The organism is Arthrobacter pascens (genome assembly GCF_030815585.1).
In the GTDB taxonomy this organism is placed as follows: Bacteria; Actinomycetota; Actinomycetes; order Actinomycetales; family Micrococcaceae; genus Arthrobacter; species Arthrobacter pascens_A.
The window spans coordinates 702,804-722,107 of sequence record NZ_JAUSWY010000001.1; the positions used below are offsets into that span (position 1 = coordinate 702,804).

A 19,304-nucleotide genomic window follows, 5' to 3' on the forward strand; every position below is an offset into this window, starting at 1 on the left:
CGTGGAGATGTACGTCGCCGGCTTCCAGGCCAAGCCAAAGAGCGCCAGGCAGAAGGCGTGGGACATCGCCGCCACGGTGTGCGATCCCGAGATCCCGGTGCTCACCATCGAGGACTTGGGCATCCTGCGGGACGTGGAAATAGTCGACGACGGAGGGCTGGTTCCCGCCGTCCAGGTCACCATCACGCCCACCTACTCGGGCTGCCCCGCGATGGACGCTATCCGCGACGACCTCAATGCCGCGTTCGCGAAGGAAGGCTACCCCAGCGTCCACGTGGACCTGGTGCTCGCGCCGGCCTGGACCACGGACTGGATGACGGAGGCTGGAAAACAGAAGCTGCGGGAGTACGGCATTGCTCCGCCCTCCGGCAAGGCAGCAGCCGGCGGCCACTCAGGCCCCGTCAGGCTGAGCCTGGCCGTGAAGTGCCCTCAGTGCTCCAGCCTGAACACCAAGGAACTCACCCGCTTCGGTTCCACGTCCTGCAAGGCGCTCTACGTGTGCCAGGACTGCCAGGAACCGTTCGACTACTTCAAAGTCCTGTAAGGAAGCCCCATGCCTGTTGTCCGCCAGACCGCCGCCGAATCGGCGCAGGCCACCGGCCGCCGTCGTCCGTCCTTCCACACCCTGGCCGTGAAGGAGGTGCGCCGGCTGACCGAGGACGCCATCGAGGTGAGCTTCGCGGTCCCCAAGGAACTGGCCGGGCAGTTCGATTACCTGCCCGGCCAGTACGTGGCCCTGCGCACCACGCTGCCGGATGAGAACGGTGAGCCAAAAGAAATCCGCCGCAGCTACTCCATCTGCGCCGAGCCGCGGACCTTTGAGGACGGCAGCAGCGAGATCCGGGTGGCCGTGAAGAAGGACCTGGGCGGGCTGTTCTCCACATGGGCCAACTCGGAGCTGAAGCCGGGGGACACCCTGGACGTCATGAGCCCCATGGGCGCGTTCGTCTCCAAGCACGGCCGGGACGGCAAGGCCGTGGAGCAGAACGTCATGAACTCCATGAACCATCCCGACGATCTGGCTGGGGAAACTGCCTCCATTGGGGGAGGCAGCTTTGTGGCCATCGCCGCGGGAAGCGGCATCACCCCGGTGATCGCCATCGCCCGCACGCTGCTGGCCGCCAACCCGGAAACCCGGTTTGACCTGATCTACGCCAACAAGGCCGCCATGGACGTCATGTTCCTGGAGGAGCTGGCGGACCTGAAGGACAAGTACCCGCAGCGGCTGGCCATCCACCATGTGCTGTCCCGCGAGCAGCGGATCGCGCCGCTGCTCAGCGGAAGGATCGACGCCGAGAAGCTCCGGCAGCTGCTGGGCACCGCCATCCACGCGGACGATGTGGACGAGTGGTTCCTGTGCGGGCCGTTCGAGCTGGTGCAGCTGTGCCGGGACACCCTGGCCGAGCGCGGGGTGAAGCCGGAGCATATCCGGTTTGAGCTGTTCACGTCGGGCAAGCCGGACCGTCCGGAAGGCCATGCCGGCCGGCCCGTGGTGGTGGACGAGTCCAAGCAGACGTACAAGATCACGTTCAAGCTGGACGGCCTGCAGGGCGAGGTGGCCAGCCCCACGCACGCGCGCGAATCCATCCTCAACGCCGCCCTGCGGGTCCGCCCGGATGTGCCGTTCGCGTGCGCCGGGGGAGTGTGCGGCACGTGCCGCGCCAAGGTGGTCACGGGTGCTGTCACCATGGACGAGAACTACGCGCTGGAGCAGGATGAACTGGACAGGGGCTACGTGCTCACGTGCCAGTCGCACCCCAGCACCCCGGAGGTCACCGTCGACTACGACGTCTAGGTTTTTCGTATTTCTTCGAACAGGAGCCCCATGATTTCCCTTTCCATCAGCAACGGCGTAGCCGAGGTAGTGCTGGACGCGCCGTACAAGCTGAACTCGCTGAATGAGCAGGCGCTGGCGGATTTAGGGCAGGCGTACGACGACGCCGCTGCCGCCGCCTCGCGCGGTGAGGTGCGGGCGCTGCTGCTCAGGGGAGAGGGCCGCGCCTTCTGCGCGGGCCGGGACATTTCCGGCGTCACGCCGGAGGACGACGACGCCGCAGCCTACCTGGGCGGGCTGGTGCAGCCGCTGCTGAAGAAGATGAGCCGGTTCCCGGCGCCCACGTTTGCCGCGGCCCAGGGGGCCTGCCTGGGGGTGGGGCTGGGTCTGCTGCTGGCAACGGATGTGGTGTACGTGGCGGAGAACGCCAAGTTCGGATCGCCGTTCGCCAAGCTGGGGGCCACGCTGGATTCGGGCGGGCACTGGTATTTCACCGAGCGGCTGGGCATGCACCGGACGCTGGACCTGATCTACACCGCGGAGCTGATGAGCGGTGCCGACGCCGTGGCGCAGGGGCTGTTCAGCCGGGCCATGCCGGCGGATGAACTGCTGGAGAACACCAGGGCAATTGTTGGGAAGGTGGCCGTTGGGGCGACGGGTGCCTTCACCGCGAGTAAGGGGCTGGTGGCGCACATCCGTGACCAGCGACTGGGCCTGTGGGAGGCCATGGAGGAGGAAAATGCCGAGCAGGCGCGGCTCTGCAAAAGTGATGATTATGCCGAGGGTTTTCGGGCATTCCAGGAAAAGCGTGAGCCGCGGTTTAGGGGCTGAGATTGCTATGTTTACGCTCACATTTGTATGGTTCAGCTATGACAATCGGGAAACGCATTACTAAAGCCGTGATTCCTGCCGCCGGATTGGGGACCCGTTTCTTGCCAGCCACCAAGGCAATGCCCAAGGAAATGCTCCCGGTTGTTGACCGGCCGGCCATCCAGTACGTCGTTGAGGAAGCCGTTAACGCCGGGTTGACCGACCTGCTGATGATTACGGGGCGGAATAAGCGCGCCCTCGAGGACCACTTTGACCGCGAGCCGGGCCTGGAGCGTGCCCTGGAGCTGAAGGGCGACACCGACAGGCTTGACGCCGTGCAGCACGCCTCTAAGCTCGGGCCCATCCACTACGTCCGCCAGGGCGAGGCGAAGGGCCTGGGGCACGCTGTCCTGTGCGCCAGCCAGCACGTGGGGAACGAGCCCTTCGCAGTGCTGCTCGGTGATGACCTGATCGACGAGAACGAAGCCCTGCTCACCACCATGATGGAGGTCCAGCAGAAGACCGGTGGCTCCGTCATCGCCATGATCGAGGTGGATCCGACCCAGATCAGTGCCTACGGCTGCGCGGACATCACGGCCATCGAGGGCGAGGACTACGTCCGCGTCAACAGCCTGGTGGAGAAGCCGGCTGCGGGCACGGCACCGTCAAACCTGGCTGTCATCGGCCGCTACGTGCTGCACCCCGCAGTGTTCGGCGTGCTGGAGAAGACCGGCCCGGGCAGCGGCGGAGAGATCCAGCTGACCGATGCCCTCCAGACGCTGGCCGCGGCCGAGGGCGAAGGCTCCGGCGTGTACGGCGTGGTGTTCAAGGGCCGCCGCTACGATACCGGGGACAAGCTGAGCTACCTCAAGGCTGTCATCACCCTGGCTTCAGAGCGGGTGGAGTTCGGCGAGGACCTCAAGACCTGGATGAAGGGTTTCGTCAGCTAACGATATGCAGCGTGGTGGTGGCCTGGCGCAGGGCCGGTACCTCGGGTTCGTAGGCTGCAGTCTGGGGCCAATTCCACGCCCGGAGGTCTTCATGTCCCACCTAACGCTCTTCTCACGCCCCGCGGCATCACCGTTCAGCGGGTCCTGACCGACCGTGGGAACTGCTATCGCTCCCACGCCTTCACCCGAGCCCTGGGCGGCACCAAGCACAAACGCACCCGCCCCTACCGGCCCCCGACCAACAGGAAGGCCGAACGATTCAACCGCACAATGCTGGAAGAATGGGCCTACGCCCGCCCCTACCATCAGAGGCCGACCATGTCGTCGCTTCCCGGACTGGCTCCATGCCTACAATCACTGTGAGCCCACACGTCACTCAAGCAAAACCATCCAGCCGCGTCGCCAACCTCCCCGGTCAATACAGTTAGTTTCCGCTTTCGAGTGAATGTGCTGTTACGTAGGCGCCCAGTTGGTCTTTCGAGAGAGCCGTCGCGATCTCCGAGATTGCGTTGTTGTCCGCCACGACGATGGATTGACCATCCAGGGAGGTCCCTGTACCCAACGTGGGCAGAGTGAACATCACGGTGTCTTTTTGCCGGATGCCCTGGAGGCCTAGGGCGAGGCTGCCAACTGCGGCAGCGTCGAAGCCCTTGTCCACGCTGACGAAAGGTGAAACGGCGCTCACCATGCTGTTGACGGTTACAGGATTTGTGAGGGTCTCGCGGGCGATCGTCTTGTCGATCACGGCCTTCAGATAGGCCTGTTGATTCCGCACCCGCTGGTAGTCACCGTCGCTGAAGGATTTGCGTTCGCGGACAAACGCAAGTGCTTCGTCTCCGTTGAGCGTGTTCACTCCTGATGGGTAGAAATGGCCCTTCATGGGACCGGATGCGGGCGCAAACGGGACCCTGACGTCCACTTCAACGCCGCCCAAGGCATCGGTAAGGCCCTTGAATCCTTCAAAGTCAACCATGGCTACGTGGTCGATGCGCTGCTGGAACAGGGACTCCACGGTCTGGACCATCAATGGTACACCGCCCAGGGCCAACGCGGCGTTGATCTTGGACTCGCCCTTACCGGGGATATCAACCCAGAGGTCGCGCATGAGGGACACTGCGAAGACGTTCTTGCGGTCCGCCGGGATGTGGACGAGCATCAACGTATCAGCGCGCTGGTCAGTGGCTGCTTGGGTATCCACATCGAGTTCGCTTGATCCGCGGGTGTCGCTGCCCATCACAAGGATGTTCATGGCGGGGGTGCCGTTGACTGGCTCGGTTTTTTGGGGGCGCGTGGATTCCTCCGGAAAAGCGGACTCGATCTTGGTGGTCTCCGAGTTGAAGGTCTGTGCCAGGTTGAACAGGTAGCCGCCGCCAACAAGGCCAGCCGCCACAACCAAGGCCGCGAAGCCGATCAGTACGCTGCGGCCTTTTTTCCTGCCTACCTTGCCGTGGAGAAGGCCGGCGTCAGGTGTCTGTTCTTGGGCGTCAGGCGGGAGCGTCATGTATTCCTTGAGGTCGGTTCAGCTTCGTGCATGATATCAACAAAGCGATGTGAGCTTTGCTGAAACCGGCTGAGCGGGGTGATCGAACCAAGGAGAATGCCGCCCCTCAGGCGTGGCGCCAGGCTGGGCCTTCTATCCGCGTTGCGAATAGAAGGCATCATTCTTGACGCTCCACCCATTAGTGACGTTGACCATGTAATATTTGCCCGGCCCCCAACGATGTGGAGCCAACATTGACCGTGAGTGGCTGGCTTAAGCTGAGTTCCGAACCTGATAACGGTGTCTCCGCTAATGATGTCCGCCAGCTCTTGTTTGTTGACTGAAACGCTTTGAGCTGGCAGATGAAAAATCCACTGATGGGATAACTGATGGGATAGTGGGGTGCGGGTTTAGAGTTGGCGGCGGGAATATGGGTAGCGCCGGCGATGAGTGCGAGAACCGCATAGAGGCGTACCACGTACGCCGAGAGTGAGGGAGGGATGTGTCTCTGCGGCATGTGTCACGGCAGGTCCCTGGCTCATAGGTTGAGACCAAGGACCCTAATTGAAAAGCGTCCTTCCTCCGAGGACCTTATGGAAACAACGCCTCCGACATTGGGGGAAGGCAATAACTTGACCTGATTTGTCGAGGCTCTTCAGCGTCGATATTCCTTGGTCACGATTTGACAGGCTATGCCTCAGGTATGACTGGCTGACAATGTTCGGTGCGACGGAATGGAGAGAGCTGATATGAGTGAGCGGGCGCGGCCGTTGAGTGAACATCAGGTTCATGCCGGCATCTAGTAGGCTGGTAAAAACGTTCACTGACTTGGCTGGCTGTTCATAGATTTCGACTCTCCGGTCTCGAAGCCGCACCGACCAACATAGTCCGAACTCACCGTAGCCATGGGGGGCACGAATACTTGAGCAAGCTCGGACCACCATCTACGGTTCACCGTTTCCGGGCCGCAGTCGCATGCGGCCTTCCTGCGCTCTCCTTTGGGTTTCTGGCGCCCGTTCAGGTGGCGTTTGCCGAGGAGGAGCCCGCGACCACCGATCCTGTGGTGACCTCGCAGCCTGGGTCTGAGTCTCCTACGGAACCAGAGCCAACCACTGTGGAACCGATCCTGCCTCCCCCGGAGCCCGTGCAACCTCCCCTCATGCCATGGGAGCCTCCTGCAAACCCCATTCCCCCGCCCCCCCCAATTGCCCCCGCTGTTGCGGTCCCTATGCCTATCGGGCGGCCCCCGGAAGGTGGTCTGCAACCCCTGCCGGTGCTTCCCCCTGAGCCTGCGACCCCTGAAATTCGATCTGAGCCGTCGACGGAACCCACGGAGACGGCGGCCGAAACCGCGTCAGCCGCTCCGGCCGTTCCTTCACAGTCCGTGACGACGTCGCCGCGTTACCCGTCCGACGTCGTTCAGACGGCGGTTGCGGTGGCCACTGGAAGTCCGCTAGCGGTCCAGCTGCTTACAGTCCTGCTCCTTATCGTCGCCGGCCTGGCGTACTCCCGTGTCCTCGGTTCCAAGGGCACGCGAGTGCCCTCCAAGGCTGTGAACTAATAGGCGAAAGCATGACTAACACTGAAACTCCTCCCGAACAGCCGCGCACTAGACCGCGTTTCACCCTCCTGACCCATTCTTACTGGCCGGAGAACAGCCCGCCGCAGCGTCGTTGGAGTGCGCTGATTGGCGAGTTCCGGAAGCAGGGCTGGGAGATCGACGTCGTGACTCCGGTGGCACACTCGCCCGCGGGCCGCCGAACTCTATCCCAGAACTTGGCGGGGACTACTTTCCGGTCACAGACCGGGTCTCACGGTGAGAAGATCCGGCGCGTGCCTTACCTGCCGCATGGAAGACACCATTTTTGGCGGTTCGTGGACCAATGCTTTTCGGCAATGTGGACAGTTCCGCTGGGCATGTTGACGCGACGTCCGGAAGTGGTCATTGTGACCGTACCGAGCCTTCCCGTGATGGGTGCCGGTTACGTTCTAGCGCGCCTGCGCGGCGTGCCGCTCATCCTGGAGATGCGGGACGCATGGCCGGATCTGGCCCGGGACGCACGGCTGGTCCAGGGCAGCGTCAAAAGCGCGTTCGAGATCTTCGCTGATTTTGTGCAGCGCCGCGCTGACCTCGTGGTGACGGTGACGGAGGGTTTTGCCGACGTCCTTCGCGGCCGCGGGATCCTGAACGTGGCAACCATTTCCAACGGGCTGCACGTGAATTCTTTGCCCGCAATGCCGCCCCCTCCCATAGACCGTGACGTTTTTGAGGCTCTGTACTTGGGGAACCACGGGGAGAGCCAGAATCTGGAGACTGCCATCAGAGCCAGCGCCATGGTTGGCAGCCGCATGCACCTCCATATGGTCGGAGATGGTTCCCGCAGGCGTGCCCTGCAGAAGCTCGCCCGTGATCTTGGCGCTCCGGTCACCTTCCACCCGCCGCTGCAGGGCCAGGACGTGCTGGACCGCTATGCTTCCGCGGACACGTGCATAGTTTCGCTGCGGGATGACTGGAAGTCGTTCCAGACCACCATCCCGTCCAAGACCTACGAGGTTCTTGCCCTGGGACGCCACGTCACGGCAGTAGTCCTGGGTGAAGCAGCCCGCGTGGTGACCGATGCCGAAGCCGGCGACATCGTGGCCAACGACCCCCAGGCTGTGGCGGACCTCTGGATTGGACTGGCCGACGACCGCGGCCGTTTGATCCGGTCCGGTGTCAGCCGCGACTGGGTGCAGGACCACGCGGACTATGGCATCCTTGCCCAGCGTTACATGGAGCTCATCCATGGCCTGCTGTCCCGGAAAGGCCGGGAAGAATGAAGCCATGGTTCCGGAATCTGCGCCTGGCCTGCGGCGTGGTGGCTGACAGCCTTGCGGATGACCCCTTTCAATTTCTCCTGCAGGCCTCCCGCAGGCTTCCCGCGGAGCTGGTGACGCCGGCCGCGCGCATGCTCGCCGGTGCTGCCCCTGCTGCCTCAACCGCTGTGCCGGTCCTGGTGGCTGAGCTGCTTCGCGGTGACAACGACGGACTGAAGCGGCGCATGGAGCTCGCCCTGGACCGGGGGCTGCCTCCGGGCAAGGCTGCCAAGCTCGCCGACATCGCTCTGGCCGCCGATGATCCCGTCCGCGCAGATCAATTCCTCACGGTGTCCTCCGGCGGCCGTGGCCACGCTGCCGCGCAGGCCCGGCGATTCTGGTTTGGCGGGGCGGTAAATGAGGCTATCGCGGCATTGGACGGAGAGCGCGGACCTGTGCCAAAGAACGGCGGCCAGCTCGCCCGGCTCGTGTCTGAACAATCCCTGCTTCGGGGCTGGGCGCCTCAGCTCCCTGCAACGCGGATGGAGCCGGTCCCCAACCGCGTACTCCACCTGCTCACCAATTCGTTGCCGCACACCCAAAGCGGTTACGCCAGGCGGTCCCAGTCGATTCTCATGGCCCAACAGGACGCCGGCTGGGAAACCCTGGCAGTGACGCGCCTGGGCTATCCCGTTCTGGTGGGCAAGCTGGGCGCCAACTTACAGGACCGCGTCGACGGCGTTCGGTACCAGCGGCTGCTGCCCGCTCGCCTTGCGGCAACGCCGGCGGGGCGCCTCCAACAGCAGGCCGAGGAAACTCTGCGGCTGGCTTTGGAGTTCAGGCCGAGCGTCATCCACACAACCACCCATTACGTCAACGGGCTGGTGGCCCGGGCTGTTGCAGAGGCGCTGGGCATTCCGTGGGTCTACGAAGTCCGCGGGCAACTGGCCGACACCTGGGCCTCCACCAGGGGCCCGGAAGCCAAGGAGAGCCAGCGCTACAAGCTGTTCCAGGAGCGCGAGTCTGAGGTGATGCGGTCGGCTGACCTGGTGGTCACGCTGGGGGAGACTATGAAGGGAAACATACTGGCCACCGGCGTACAGGAAGGCAAAATCATCGTCGCCCCCAACGCCGTGGGCGGGGATTATCTGCGGGAGCCGCTGGGTGTCCGGGAGGCCAGACAGCAGCTGGGACTCGAGCAGGACGCCCAGATCATCGGCACGGTCAGCAGCCTGGTGCCGTACGAAGGGCTCGACGACCTGGTCGCGGCCTTCGCGCTCCTGGCCCCGTCCAACCCAAAGCTCCGGCTACTCATTGTCGGTTCCGGGGTCTCCCTTCCGTCGCTGCAGGATCAGGCCCGGAGGACAGGCTTTGGTGACCGCGTCATCTTCACGGGGCTGGTGCCGAGCGATCAGGCCCGGGCCTACCATCAGGCTTTGGATATATTTGTGGTGCCACGCAAGAATCTGGATGTAACCCGTTCTGTGACACCATTGAAGCCGGTGGAAGCTCTCGCGAGCGGCCGGCCTGTTGTAGCCAGCGCACTTCCTGCGCTGGCAGAAATCGTCGACGACGGCAGCACAGGCTTGTTGGTACCGCCGGAAGACCCGGCCGCCTTGGCACAGTCCTTGGCCTCCCTCCTTGCCGACGCCCCGTTGAGGGACGCAATGGGGCAGTCTGGCCGGCAGCGCGTACTGCGCACCCGCACGTGGGACGCCAATGCGGCGGTCTGCGTTCAGGCGTACCGCGCCGCAGCAGCGGGTCGATCAAGGAGATCCCGCTAGTGTCTCGCAAAGAAGGCAAGTCTGCCGGAGCCGGCGGCCATCCAGCCGCTGTCCGTGGACACGCGGACGCTGTCCCACACAATTCTTGCATCCTACGGATCAGGAACCACACTCGGGCCGCAGCGACACATCCAGTAGTCCGCCCGTCTCCACCGTGAAACGGTCAAGCCACTGCGCCGGGCTGAGGTCCGGAGTGGAACCGGCTAAGTGGACGTCCGCCGTCGTGCACTGACGAATCAGCGTCCCGGCTCTGGCCTCATGGTAACGGGATGTGACCACGGAGATGGACGTCCAGCCTTTGGCGGCCACCAAGGTGCCGATGGCGCGGGCCTCACTCCGTGTGTTCTTTGCATCCAAAGTGAGGCACACCAGAGACGAGCTGCGGCGGGGAGCCTCGTTGCAAAGTGCATCGGCGCTGGCGTTTCCGGGTGTGTCTGTATGCGAAACCACCAGGACCGGGATGCCTAATGATTCCTTCAGCCGCTGGGCCACCGGAAGCCGCTCCGCGCTGGCGCCTCCCAGCATGATCACTGCATCCGTTCGCACAGCGGGCGCGTCCTGAACGTTGAAGAATAGCTGGAATGCGATCACCAGCCAAAGCACCAGCGCCACAAACACCGCGGCGAGCATACGGCGCACGAGGAGCACAACGGCAACGGAATCAGGCACGGTCTAGTTTGGCACGAGTTCCCTCAGACGGAAAATGGACGGATTGCCGGCGGGTGAGTTCGAAGTTATGAATTGATTCGGGATATCTAAGTAGCCAGCCCGGGAAATTCGAGTACTCCCTACCGTTAACTTCGAATATCCAGAGTTCCACTATGGTTGTATGACCACATATACGGTTGAACCTCAAGCCCTGCAACATCGCTGCCAATGCTGCGGGGAGTTGGCGGAGGGACTGTTTTGTGATGAGTGCAAACTTCACGATGGCCCCTCGAACGACGTCATTAGTTACCAGATGCCGTAGTTGGTGGCTGACGGGAGCGCCCTAGCGCGTATCCACGTCCTCAAACACAAGGAACGTCTGCGTATCCAGCACCCCAGGCATCGACTGAAGCTGATCGAATATAACCCTCCGCAGGTCTATGTTATCGATGGCCCGCACCAAGAGAATGACATCAAAGTCGCCTCCCACCAGCGCAATGTGATGGACCTCCGGTATCGATCGCAGTTGTTCTCGCAGCTGCCGCCATGAGTGCTGACTCACCTTGAGCGTCACGTATGCAGAGGACTTGAGGCCCGCTTTTATCGGGTCCACCAGTGCCGTGAACTTAGTTAGCACGCCTTCGTCCGTGAGCCTCGCAATCCGTGTGTAGGCATGTGCCCGCGAGATGTGGACGTTCTCTGCGACTTGGGTTACCGACATCCTTCCATCCCGGGTGAGTTCAGCAATGATCTTCCGATCCACATCATCTAGAGGCACCGCTCCGACGTCTGACTCCAGTCGTACCATTTGTCCACAGCTCCTAGCCGTAATCCAGCCCGCGTTTACGTTTCGTCTCCAAGAATAGGGCGACTGAACTTACTTCTCCACGATTTTGCTTAGCACTGGATACGAAACTTCTCGTGGGTCGATACTGGGTGTGAATAGTGGCTACAGAAGGACGGACCAATGACGATCTCCGCAGACCACACTGCACCTGACCAGGCGCAGCAGGCCGTGAACGAGGATGCCGTGGCCGAAGCCGTGCGTAAGTTCGGCATCACGGTTGAGGACTACATGCTTCCCGCCCGGCACCAGATCCAGATGGTGGACCCGGAGGGCCGGCTTAAAGCTGACGATGATCAGGGCACCGAACCCGGCCATGAATATCCTGTGCCGGGGGACGAGGAACTCATGGCCGCCTACGAACAGCTCGTAGTTGGACGCCGGGTCAATGACCAGAACTCAGCTCTCGTCCGGCAGGGCCGCATGGCCGTCTACCCCTCAAGCCATGGACAGGAAGCGTGCCAGGTGGCGGCAGCACTCTGCCTCTCCGAGGGTGACTGGATGTTCCCCACGTACCGGGACTCGGTGGCGGTAATGGCCCGCGGAGTGGATCCCGTGGAGGCCATGACCCTTTTCCGCGGGGATTGGCACAGCGGCTTCGACCCGTTAAGGCACAAGGTGGGGGCCCAGTGCACTCCGCTCACTACCCAGCTGCTGCACGCCGTCGGCGTTGCTCACGCCGCCAAGCTCCGCGGCGAAGACACTGTGGTCCTCGCGATGTGCGGCGACGGCGCCACCAGCGAAGGCGACTTCCACGAGGCACTGAACTTCGCCGCGGTATTCCATCTTCCCGTCGTGTTTTTCGTCCAGAACAACAAATACGCCATCTCCGTTCCGCTGGCACATCAGTCTGTGGCGCCGTCGCTCGCGCACAAGGCAGTGGGTTATGGCATGGCCGGGGAGCGTGTGGACGGCAACGACGTGGTGGCGCTCCTCGCCGTGCTGGACCGCGCCGTCAAACTCGCCAGGGAGGGCTCAGGCCCGCTGCTGGTGGAAGCTCATACGTACCGGATGCAGGCCCACACGAACGCCGACGACGCCACGCGCTACCGCCAGGACAGCGAGGTGGCTGAGTGGCAGGCCAAGGATCCGGTCAGCCGGATGAGGACGTACCTCGCCGACCGAGGCCTGCTGGACGATCAAGCCGAGGCCAGGATCCTGGCCAAGGCCGAGGCTGTGGCCACCCAGCTGCGGGACGGTCTCAGCGAAGATGTTCCCGTGGATCCGCAGGAACTCTTCCGCCATGTTTTCTCCGCACCCACACCGCAACTGAAGGAACAGTCCGCCATGCTCGCCGACGAGCTCTCCCGTGAAGCATCATCTGAGGAGGCCCCAAAGTGAGCCCCACCATCACCACCTCGTCAGAGGCGAACGGCAACGTCAGCGCGGCAACTGCCCGGGCTGCCGCCTCCGCCGCTGCCACGGCTGAAGCCGCCGGCCCCCAGGCCATCACGATGGCCAAGGCGCTCAATACGGCGATGGCGGATGCCATGCACGCGGATTCTTCCGTCCTGGTCTTCGGCGAAGACGTGGGCATGCTGGGCGGGGTCTTCCGAATTACGGACGGGCTCACCAAGACCTTCGGGGAGCAGCGCTGTTTTGACACCCCGCTTGCAGAGTCCGGCATCGTTGGCATGGCGGTGGGCATGGCAATGAACGGCATGCGACCGGTCATTGAAATGCAGTTTGATGCCTTTGCCTATCCGGCGTTCGAACAGATCGTCAGCCATGTGGCCAAGATGCACAACCGCACCAAGGGCGCCGTCAAGCTGCCAATGGTGATCCGTGTTCCCTATGCCGGCGGGATCGGGGGAGTGGAGCACCACTGCGACTCCTCCGAGTCGTACTACGCCCACACAGCAGGCCTGAAGGTGTTTACCCCAGCCACCGTGGCGGACGCCTACCGCATGCTCCGTGAGGCCATCGACTCCGATGACCCGATCATGTTCATGGAGCCGAAGAAGCTTTACTGGTCCAAGGACATGGTGGATCTCGAGGAGCTGCGGGCACAGCACTCCGCCAATACGGACGCGGGCACGTCCTCCGAAGGCCGTGCCGCCGTCGCCCGTCCCGGAACTGATGCAACGCTCATCGCTTACGGACCGTCAGTGCCGACAGCGCTGGCAGCGGCTGCGGCAGCTGCCGAGGAAGGACGGTCGCTGGAAGTGATCGACGTCCGAACCATCGTTCCCTTTGATGACGAAACCGTATGCGCTTCGGTCCGCAAGACTGGGCGTGCAGTGGTCATCGCGGAAGCGCATGGCTTCGCGTCCGTGTGCTCCGAGATCGTGGCCAGGGTCCAGGAGCGCTGCTTCCACTATCTGGCCGCGCCGATCCGTCGCGTCACAGGCTTCGATGTTCCCTACCCGGCGCCGAAGCTCGAGCACTATTACCTGCCCGGCGTGGACCGCATCCTCGACGCCGTAGACGACCTCCAGTGGGAAGACTGATGATGACCGAAGCGAAAGTATTCCTGCTGCCGGACCTAGGCGAAGGCCTGACAGAAGCCGAACTGGTTAACTGGCTCGTCTCTGTTGGTGATGAGATCCGGGTGGACCAGCCCATTGCGGAAGTGGAGACGGCGAAGTCGATGGTGGAGGTGCCATCGCCGTATGCCGGCACCGTGACTGAGTTGCACGGCGAGCCTGGCCAGACCCTGGATGTGGGCAAACCGCTTATCTCGGTGGCTCCTGCTGGTGCTCCCGCGGTTGAGCCTGTGCAAGCGGCGGCGAACACGTACCGCGAAGAGGAGAAGGCAGGGTCAGGGAACGTGCTGATCGGCTACGGGACTCCTGCCGGCAACGGCGCGGTCCGACGGAGCAGGGCGCCAAAGAGTACTGCGGGTTCAGGCCGTGCCGGCGTTTCCTCTGTTGCTTCTCCGGAGAGTTCAGTATCCGATGCTGAGAAGGCGGCCGACGACCTTCTACTCCTGCGCACCCGTGTGCCGGGCAAGCTGGGCGCCGTCATATCGCCTCTGGTCCGACGCATGGCCCGCGACCACGGCGTTGACTTGGGAGAGGTCCACGGATCCGGGGACAGCGGGCTGATCCTGCGCCGGGACGTTGAAGCGGTCATCACCAAGCCCGCAGTAATTGAGGAACCGATCACGCGGGCTATACCTAACCAAGGTACGACGGCTGATGCCCGAACAGGACTGGGCATTGCCTCCCGCACACCTGTTCGGGGCGTGCGTAAAGCCGTTGCCGCGAACATGTCCCGCAGCCGTTCGGAGATCCCGGAAGCCACAGTCTGGGTGGATGTTGATGCAACCGCTCTCGTGGAACTACGTGCAGGCTTTAAGAAGGGCGGGGCTCATGCCCCAGGCCTGCTGGCCTTCATTGCGCGCTTCGTAACGGCGGGACTGAAGAAGTACCCGGAGCTGAACACCCGCATCGAAACCGCGCCAGATGGTTCCCAGGAGATCGTCGCATTCGAGGGCATAAACCTTGGCTTCGCTGCGCAGACGGACCGCGGCCTCATGGTGCCATCGATACGGGCGGCGGAGAAGCTCAGCGCCCGCGAATTGGACTCGGAGATCCGACGACTTATCGACGTCGTCCGAGAAGGCAAGGCGACTCCGGGTGAACTTGGCAGCGGGACATTCACCCTGAACAACTACGGTGTGTTCGGCGTGGACGGGTCCGCAGCGATCATTAACCATCCAGAGGTGGCAATTCTCGGCGTGGGCCGGATTATCGATAAACCGTGGGTGCTGGACGGTGAGCTGGCCGTCCGCAAGGTGACGGAGCTGACGCTCACGTTCGATCACCGCGTGTGTGATGGAGGGACTGCTGCCGGGTTCCTGCGGTTTGTAGCGGACGCGATTGAGAATCCAGGGACGGTTCTAGCGGAGATTTGAAGTGCCGGAGGCCCCGCCACAGAGGACATGACCGGTCGTCGCCAGCTAATTGTTTGTGTGCAAAGTAAAATGGCCGGGACTTCACTAGCTCACTCTGGGGACATCCATGCGCATCCGTTGCTTCCTGCCTGCACTCGCTCTCAGTGCTGCCGTGGTTGCTGGCGTCAGTGGCTGCGCAGCGCCCACGCCGCCCGTCTCAGAGAAAGTCCAGAAGTATTACGACGAGCACGTTGCCAGCCGCACGCCGACACCTACGGCCACCCCCAGCGCCACCTTTGCCGCTAGGGCAATCACCTTTGCAGCAATCGGGGATTCGATCACTCAAGCTGACAGCACCCTGACATTATGAATAAGGCCGTCGGTGCGGGTTCGTGGTTTACGTACGCATGCGTCGATGGCGTCGAGTTCGCAGGCGGATGGGCTGAAGGGGGAGCGGGGACGAATGCCATGGCGGCATCTGCCAGGCCTGTAGTGTCCGACGTTCTAGTCGTTTTGGCCGGGACGAACGACGCAGCCAACGGTGTTCCCTTCGAGGAATCGGCGAGGAACATCAGTGCCATTTTGCAGGCGGCCAGCGCAAAGCGCGTCGTGGTGTCAGCGATTCCGCCGCTAGGCGAAGCGCCGTGGATAGCGGAATCTTTCAACGCCCAGGTGCTGGCTTTCGTGCAGCAGAATGGGTGGACCTGGGTCGATGGGATGGCCGGCGTCCGCACGGTAGACGGCGTGTTCGCCGAGGGCATGACAATAGACCGTGTCCATCCCACCGAAGGGGCGGCCCGGATCATCGGTGAGACTATCCGGGAAGTTATCCTTACTGGCTAGAGCCCGGTCCAAGGCATCTGGCGCCGTAGATGCTGAATGTGCGGACTGCCTAGGCTGCCATCTGAACCCGACGTAGACCATGGTCACCCGGTCCGTCAGTTCCTGCCACAGCTCTGACCCGTGGACAATCCGGCGGGGCAGCGGACTGCGGTTCGTGCCGCGATGCGTAGCTGTGCGCATCAGGTGCGAACGGGCATCTTCGAGTGCTCCGCGCACTGGACCTTGGCGATCAGCGAGCCGCCGCCGTCGGCCTTTTCATACACGGTCACGTGGTTTGTTAGCTTGCCGCAGTCGTGGCAGAAGTCGTGGTGCTGTTTCGTTCCCATGGAGAGATGTTACGCAGGTGAGCGTTCCGCGGGGCAAAACGAATGGAGAAATGTGGAAGTCCACATGCGGGCGGGGGCCGCCGGGGTTCCCGGGAACCACACATGCCCCATGGGTAGAATCAAGGCCAGGAAGAACACCAGTGCTGCCAAAGGTATGGAGAACAAATGTCAGAATGGCTCGAAGTCGGCGCGGACAACTATGTGCTGGTCACCGAGGGTTCGCTGCTGAACACCGGCCTGATTGTGGGATCCGAGCGGGCCATGGTGATCGATACCGGCTGCGGGCCGCGGCAGGGACGCGAGATCCTGAACGCGGTGCGCGAAAAGACACCGCTGCCGCTCGTCGTCGTCAATACGCATGCGCACTACGACCACTTCTTCGGCAACGCCGTGTTCGCCGAGGCCGGTGCCACTGAATTCTGGGCGCACCAGAACTGCGCGGCTGAGATCGATGAGCGCGGAGACCTGCAGCGCCGCTTTGTGGGCACCCTGGAGCCGGAGATGTCCACCGGCGAAGGCCAGAACGTTGAACTGGTGGTGCCCAACGCCATCGTCAAGGACCAGCCTGTGCTGGTGGACCTCGGCGGGCTGACCGCCACCCTCTTCTACCTGGGCCGCGGCCACACCGACGGTGACCTCCTGGTAGGCACCCCCACCACCCTCTACGTGGGCGACCTCGTGGAACAGGGCGCGCACCCGTCCTTCGAGGACTCCTTCCCGGAGGAATGGGCCGACTCGCTCCGGCACATCTCCGCGCTGCGCCACCGCTACGAGTTCCTGATCCCGGGGCACGGGCAGCCCTGCAGCGACCAGTTCGTCAAAACCATGGCCAACACCATGACCACGGCCGTGCGCCAGGCCTGGCAGTCCATCCGCGACAGCCCCAGCGACGCCACCAAGGCGATCCCGGTGCTGCCCTACGGCCCGGAGCAGTCCCGCTGGTTCATCAAGCGGCTCCAGGAAACCCGCCCGCAGCACTAGGTTTTGTGGTCCGTATTCCGGGTGTGTCCGGGCAAAACGCTATCCACCCTTGTAGGTTGGAAATTGTGGCTTTGAGTTTCGCTTCGATGATGGGTCGATGCGAAAGATTCGAGTCAGCATGGAGGGGGACCATGAGCGACTTAGGCGTGGCTGTAATCATTGAAGACGACACCGATATGCGCAACCTGATCGAGGGTGTGCTTCTTCAGTCAGGTTTTGAAGTCCATACCGCGACGTGTGGGCGCGAAGGCGTTGAACTGGTTCGGGACGCGAGTCCTGATGTCGTGACCCTGGATGTGGGTCTGCCGGACATTGACGGGTTCGAGGTTCTGCGCCGTATCCGCCGGTTCAGCAACGCTTATGTGGTCATGCTCACCGGCAGGACCGAGGAGACCGATCTGCTCACCGCCCTTCACGGCGGAGCCGATGATTACATCATCAAACCGTTCCGGCCGAGGGAGATGCGGGCGAGGATCACGGCGATGATGCGCAGACAGCGGCCACAGAGCCTGGGTGGAGGTCCGTCCCCTTCCCCGGAACCGTCGCCTCCAGTGAACTCATCTCCAGAGGATCAGAGCCGACAGCCGGTCCTCCGGCACAACGGGTTGGCTCTGGACTGCAGGACCCGGAGCGCCGCTGTGGGCGGCACGGCTCTGGAACTAACCCGGAGCGAGTTCGACATTCTGCAGGAGCTGATCCGTGGGGCAGGGGCGGTCTTGTCTAAGAAGGATCTCGCGCGCGCCCTCCGGGGCGAGTACTACCGGGAGGAGCCCTCGACCATTGACTCAGATGAGCGGGCCGTGGAGGTGCATATCGGGAATCTTCGCCGCAAACTCCGGGACGATCCGGAGTCGCCGCGGTGGCTGCAGACGGTCCGCGGAGTCGGGTACCGGCTGGCCACGGACGATTAATTCCCCCATGACAAATGCTCCGAACTGATCCTTGGCGCCGTCGTCCGCGGCTATCTGCCCTATCGTAGATACCGTTGCCGGAGCTCCTTCACCGTGGCATGGCCGTGGAGTGAAATCATGGCCAGGACAGATGCTCCGTCGCGCAGGTCGCCCCTGCGGAGAGTAGCCTCCAGCGCCTCTGCGAGGCGCGCCAACCGCAGGCCGCCGACCATGGCAGATGAAACTTTGAGGCTGATGACCGCATCAAGGGCTGCCATGCGGTCTTCACGCTCGACTGAATCAACCAGGCATCGCTGCCGCTCCACCCACATGCCGGCATAGTCATTGGCAAAATTCCAGGCAATATCGGGCCGCCCCAACTGTTCTTCCATGTCGCGAAGAACTGCCGAATCCAGCAACGGCAACTCCGAGCCGCCAAGGGCAGGGAGCGCGCCGCCGGATGCACTAGAGGACACGGAACCGACGCGGTTCGCACCGACGTCGCCGGGGTGGCCTGCTGCTGAAGTAGTCATCATTTGAGGCTACGCCCCCGCGGGACGGCCGAGCCTGACATCGGCAATTCCTGCTTAAACCTTGGGCCTTCCCTGCTGCGCTGCAACAAGGGCATGCGGCCCGTCCTACCGCGAAATCCCTTGCCGGGAAAACGAAAAGGCAGCCTCGGCTTCCGGACTTTCTGCAGTGCCGGCGCACTGTTTAACCCGATGCCCCGCACCTTTCCTAGGGTTTCCGCAGATTAGTCAAAGGTCTTGATTAAACCTTGATTTTGGCTGTTAGGTTCGAGATGTCGACGAAATGCAGGGCAGTAAAAGAGCCTGTATCTCGGTTGGCAGCGGCATCCAGTTGTACTTGGGGTTGCAACCGCCGCGGGGCCCGCTCAGGGGCTGCCGGGCTTCCTAAAACGAAAGAGAATCAACATGCGCACTTCTGCAAAGGTCATCTCCGCCCTGTCCGTCGCCGGTCTCGCCGTTGTCGCCGGTTCCGCCTTTACCGCCAGCAACACGCTGCCGGCGGGAGGCGTCTCCGGCTATGGCGAGAGCGTGGCCACCGGTGCCACCATCACCACAATTTCTAAGACACTGCTGTCCACCGACAACTCCAAGCTCGCCAGCGTCACGTTCACCAGCTCCACAGATGTGACAGGCAAGACGGCGTCGATGACCCTTAAGAACGGCGCCGCGCCCGTCGGCAGTCCCTACACCTGCACGCTGGGATCCTTTGACACCACAATGACGATCACGTGCAGCACCACGGCGGATTACCCGCTGCTGAGCGCATTCAACACCACTGGTCTCACCATCCTCTAGTTCGGGCTTTGACGG

General features: G+C 62.9%; 19 protein-coding genes and 1 pseudogene. 15 read left to right on the forward strand and 5 right to left on the reverse strand.

Features of this window, described 5'->3' with window-relative positions:
- The first annotated feature begins 7 nt into the window (after positions 1 to 7).
- From paaD to QFZ30_RS03315, 5 genes and pseudogenes are all read left to right on the forward strand, one after another.
- Entirely contained in the window at positions 8 to 544 is a 537-nt protein-coding gene (gene paaD / locus QFZ30_RS03295; protein WP_307080023.1) for a 1,2-phenylacetyl-CoA epoxidase subunit PaaD, read from the forward strand.
- Positions 545 to 553: 9 nt separating this feature from the next.
- A complete protein-coding gene (gene paaE / locus QFZ30_RS03300; RefSeq protein ID WP_307073456.1) occupies positions 554 to 1,795 on the forward strand; it encodes a 1,2-phenylacetyl-CoA epoxidase subunit PaaE in 1,242 nt (413 codons plus the stop codon).
- A 30-nt stretch (positions 1,796 to 1,825) separates the two neighbouring features.
- Positions 1,826 to 2,605: an enoyl-CoA hydratase/isomerase family protein gene (locus QFZ30_RS03305; protein ID WP_307073458.1), complete on the forward strand. Its 780-nt coding sequence runs from the start codon at positions 1,826 to 1,828 to the stop codon at positions 2,603 to 2,605.
- Between the two features lie 38 nt (positions 2,606 to 2,643).
- Positions 2,644 to 3,534: a UTP--glucose-1-phosphate uridylyltransferase GalU gene (galU, locus tag QFZ30_RS03310; protein WP_307073460.1), complete on the forward strand. Its 891-nt coding sequence runs from the start codon at positions 2,644 to 2,646 to the stop codon at positions 3,532 to 3,534.
- 102 nt (positions 3,535 to 3,636) lie between these two features.
- Positions 3,637 to 3,962 (forward strand): annotated as a pseudogene (locus tag QFZ30_RS03315) (integrase core domain-containing protein); the annotation flags it as partial.
- On the opposite strand, the gene QFZ30_RS03320 reads toward QFZ30_RS03315, so the two are convergent.
- Positions 3,959 to 5,035, reverse strand: coding sequence for an LCP family protein (locus tag QFZ30_RS03320; RefSeq protein WP_307073462.1), 1,077 nt, complete (start codon positions 5,033 to 5,035; stop codon positions 3,959 to 3,961). The pseudogene QFZ30_RS03315 and the gene QFZ30_RS03320 sit on opposite strands and share 4 nt — an antisense overlap.
- Before the next feature lie 1,363 nt (positions 5,036 to 6,398).
- Between QFZ30_RS03320 and QFZ30_RS03325 the strand changes: the two genes are divergently transcribed.
- From QFZ30_RS03325 to QFZ30_RS03335, 3 genes are read left to right on the forward strand one after another with little or no spacing between them, the layout of a single operon-like run.
- On the forward strand, positions 6,399 to 6,575 hold the full coding sequence (locus QFZ30_RS03325) for a hypothetical protein (protein WP_307073463.1): 177 nt from the start codon (positions 6,399 to 6,401) through the stop codon (positions 6,573 to 6,575).
- Positions 6,576 to 6,586: 11 nt separating this feature from the next.
- Positions 6,587 to 7,834, forward strand: coding sequence for a glycosyltransferase family 4 protein (locus QFZ30_RS03330; RefSeq protein ID WP_307073464.1), 1,248 nt, complete (start codon positions 6,587 to 6,589; stop codon positions 7,832 to 7,834).
- Positions 7,831 to 9,594 carry a glycosyltransferase family 4 protein gene (locus tag QFZ30_RS03335; protein WP_307073466.1) on the forward strand — a complete coding sequence of 588 codons (1,764 nt, stop codon included), beginning with the start codon at positions 7,831 to 7,833 and terminating at the stop codon, positions 9,592 to 9,594. The genes QFZ30_RS03330 and QFZ30_RS03335 overlap by 4 nt, the downstream gene beginning before the upstream one ends.
- 99 nt (positions 9,595 to 9,693) lie before the next feature.
- On the opposite strand, the gene QFZ30_RS03340 is transcribed toward QFZ30_RS03335, so the two are convergent.
- Positions 9,694 to 10,263, reverse strand: a complete 570-nt coding sequence (locus QFZ30_RS03340) for a YdcF family protein (RefSeq protein ID WP_307073469.1) — start codon at positions 10,261 to 10,263, stop codon at positions 9,694 to 9,696.
- Between the two features lie 322 nt (positions 10,264 to 10,585).
- Positions 10,586 to 11,050 carry an Lrp/AsnC family transcriptional regulator gene (locus tag QFZ30_RS03345; protein ID WP_307073471.1) on the reverse strand — a complete coding sequence of 155 codons (465 nt, stop codon included), beginning with the start codon at positions 11,048 to 11,050 and terminating at the stop codon, positions 10,586 to 10,588.
- 159 nt (positions 11,051 to 11,209) lie between these two features.
- Between QFZ30_RS03345 and pdhA the strand changes: the two genes are divergently transcribed.
- The 4 genes from pdhA to QFZ30_RS03365 all read left to right on the forward strand — a co-directional run bounded on the left by pdhA (position 11,210) and on the right by QFZ30_RS03365 (position 15,767).
- Complete coding sequence (pdhA, locus tag QFZ30_RS03350; RefSeq protein WP_307073473.1) at positions 11,210 to 12,427, forward strand: pyruvate dehydrogenase (acetyl-transferring) E1 component subunit alpha; 1,218 nt, start codon at positions 11,210 to 11,212, stop codon at positions 12,425 to 12,427.
- The gene (locus tag QFZ30_RS03355) at positions 12,424 to 13,536 is read left to right on the forward strand and encodes an alpha-ketoacid dehydrogenase subunit beta (RefSeq protein ID WP_307073474.1); all 1,113 of its coding nucleotides are present in this window, start codon (positions 12,424 to 12,426) and stop codon (positions 13,534 to 13,536) included. The genes pdhA and QFZ30_RS03355 overlap by 4 nt, the downstream gene beginning before the upstream one ends.
- 2 nt (positions 13,537 to 13,538) lie before the next feature.
- The gene (locus tag QFZ30_RS03360; RefSeq protein ID WP_307080024.1) at positions 13,539 to 14,945 is read left to right on the forward strand and encodes a dihydrolipoamide acetyltransferase family protein; all 1,407 of its coding nucleotides are present in this window, start codon (positions 13,539 to 13,541) and stop codon (positions 14,943 to 14,945) included.
- A 345-nt stretch (positions 14,946 to 15,290) separates the two neighbouring features.
- Positions 15,291 to 15,767, forward strand: a complete 477-nt coding sequence (locus tag QFZ30_RS03365) for an SGNH/GDSL hydrolase family protein (RefSeq protein ID WP_307073476.1) — start codon at positions 15,291 to 15,293, stop codon at positions 15,765 to 15,767.
- 179 nt (positions 15,768 to 15,946) lie between these two features.
- Here QFZ30_RS03365 and QFZ30_RS03370 read toward each other — a convergent pair whose 3' ends face one another.
- Positions 15,947 to 16,093: a hypothetical protein gene (locus QFZ30_RS03370; RefSeq protein WP_307073478.1), complete on the reverse strand. Its 147-nt coding sequence runs from the start codon at positions 16,091 to 16,093 to the stop codon at positions 15,947 to 15,949.
- A gap of 165 nt (positions 16,094 to 16,258) precedes the next feature.
- On the opposite strand from QFZ30_RS03370, the gene QFZ30_RS03375 reads away from it, so the two are divergent.
- Together QFZ30_RS03375 and QFZ30_RS03380 are read left to right on the forward strand one after the other, a co-directional pair.
- Positions 16,259 to 17,074, forward strand: a complete 816-nt coding sequence (locus QFZ30_RS03375) for an MBL fold metallo-hydrolase (protein ID WP_307073480.1) — start codon at positions 16,259 to 16,261, stop codon at positions 17,072 to 17,074.
- A gap of 131 nt (positions 17,075 to 17,205) precedes the next feature.
- Positions 17,206 to 17,985: a response regulator transcription factor gene (locus QFZ30_RS03380; RefSeq protein WP_307073481.1), complete on the forward strand. Its 780-nt coding sequence runs from the start codon at positions 17,206 to 17,208 to the stop codon at positions 17,983 to 17,985.
- Between the two features lie 59 nt (positions 17,986 to 18,044).
- Here the strand turns inward: QFZ30_RS03380 and QFZ30_RS03385 are convergent, their stop codons facing one another.
- A complete protein-coding gene (locus QFZ30_RS03385; protein WP_307073483.1) occupies positions 18,045 to 18,497 on the reverse strand; it encodes an Hpt domain-containing protein in 453 nt (150 codons plus the stop codon).
- A gap of 402 nt (positions 18,498 to 18,899) precedes the next feature.
- Between QFZ30_RS03385 and QFZ30_RS03390 the strand changes: the two genes are divergently transcribed.
- Positions 18,900 to 19,289 (forward strand): hypothetical protein, encoded by a 390-nt coding sequence (locus tag QFZ30_RS03390; RefSeq protein WP_307073485.1) that lies wholly within the window; start codon positions 18,900 to 18,902, stop codon positions 19,287 to 19,289.
- Positions 19,290 to 19,304: the final 15 nt, after the last annotated feature.

Bases quoted from the DNA above. Each gene is read 5' to 3' on its own strand.
- paaD (WP_307080023.1), top strand. From the start codon at position 8: ATGTACGTCGCCGGCTTCCAGGCCAAGCCAAAGAGCGCCAGGCAGAAG.
- paaE (WP_307073456.1), top strand. From the start codon at position 554: ATGCCTGTTGTCCGCCAGACCGCCGCCGAATCGGCGCAGGCCACCGGC.
- QFZ30_RS03305 (WP_307073458.1), top strand. From the start codon at position 1,826: ATGATTTCCCTTTCCATCAGCAACGGCGTAGCCGAGGTAGTGCTGGAC.
- galU (WP_307073460.1), top strand. From the start codon at position 2,644: ATGACAATCGGGAAACGCATTACTAAAGCCGTGATTCCTGCCGCCGGA.
- QFZ30_RS03320 (WP_307073462.1), bottom strand. From the start codon at position 5,035: ATGACGCTCCCGCCTGACGCCCAAGAACAGACACCTGACGCCGGCCTT.
- QFZ30_RS03330 (WP_307073464.1), top strand. From the start codon at position 6,587: ATGACTAACACTGAAACTCCTCCCGAACAGCCGCGCACTAGACCGCGT.
- QFZ30_RS03335 (WP_307073466.1), top strand. From the start codon at position 7,831: ATGAAGCCATGGTTCCGGAATCTGCGCCTGGCCTGCGGCGTGGTGGCT.
- QFZ30_RS03345 (WP_307073471.1), bottom strand. From the start codon at position 11,050: ATGGTACGACTGGAGTCAGACGTCGGAGCGGTGCCTCTAGATGATGTG.
- pdhA (WP_307073473.1), top strand. From the start codon at position 11,210: ATGACGATCTCCGCAGACCACACTGCACCTGACCAGGCGCAGCAGGCC.
- QFZ30_RS03360 (WP_307080024.1), top strand. From the start codon at position 13,539: ATGACCGAAGCGAAAGTATTCCTGCTGCCGGACCTAGGCGAAGGCCTG.
- QFZ30_RS03365 (WP_307073476.1), top strand. From the start codon at position 15,291: ATGAATAAGGCCGTCGGTGCGGGTTCGTGGTTTACGTACGCATGCGTC.
- QFZ30_RS03370 (WP_307073478.1), bottom strand. From the start codon at position 16,093: ATGGGAACGAAACAGCACCACGACTTCTGCCACGACTGCGGCAAGCTA.
- QFZ30_RS03375 (WP_307073480.1), top strand. From the start codon at position 16,259: ATGTCAGAATGGCTCGAAGTCGGCGCGGACAACTATGTGCTGGTCACC.
- QFZ30_RS03380 (WP_307073481.1), top strand. From the start codon at position 17,206: ATGAGCGACTTAGGCGTGGCTGTAATCATTGAAGACGACACCGATATG.
- QFZ30_RS03385 (WP_307073483.1), bottom strand. From the start codon at position 18,497: ATGACTACTTCAGCAGCAGGCCACCCCGGCGACGTCGGTGCGAACCGC.
- QFZ30_RS03390 (WP_307073485.1), top strand. From the start codon at position 18,900: ATGCGCACTTCTGCAAAGGTCATCTCCGCCCTGTCCGTCGCCGGTCTC.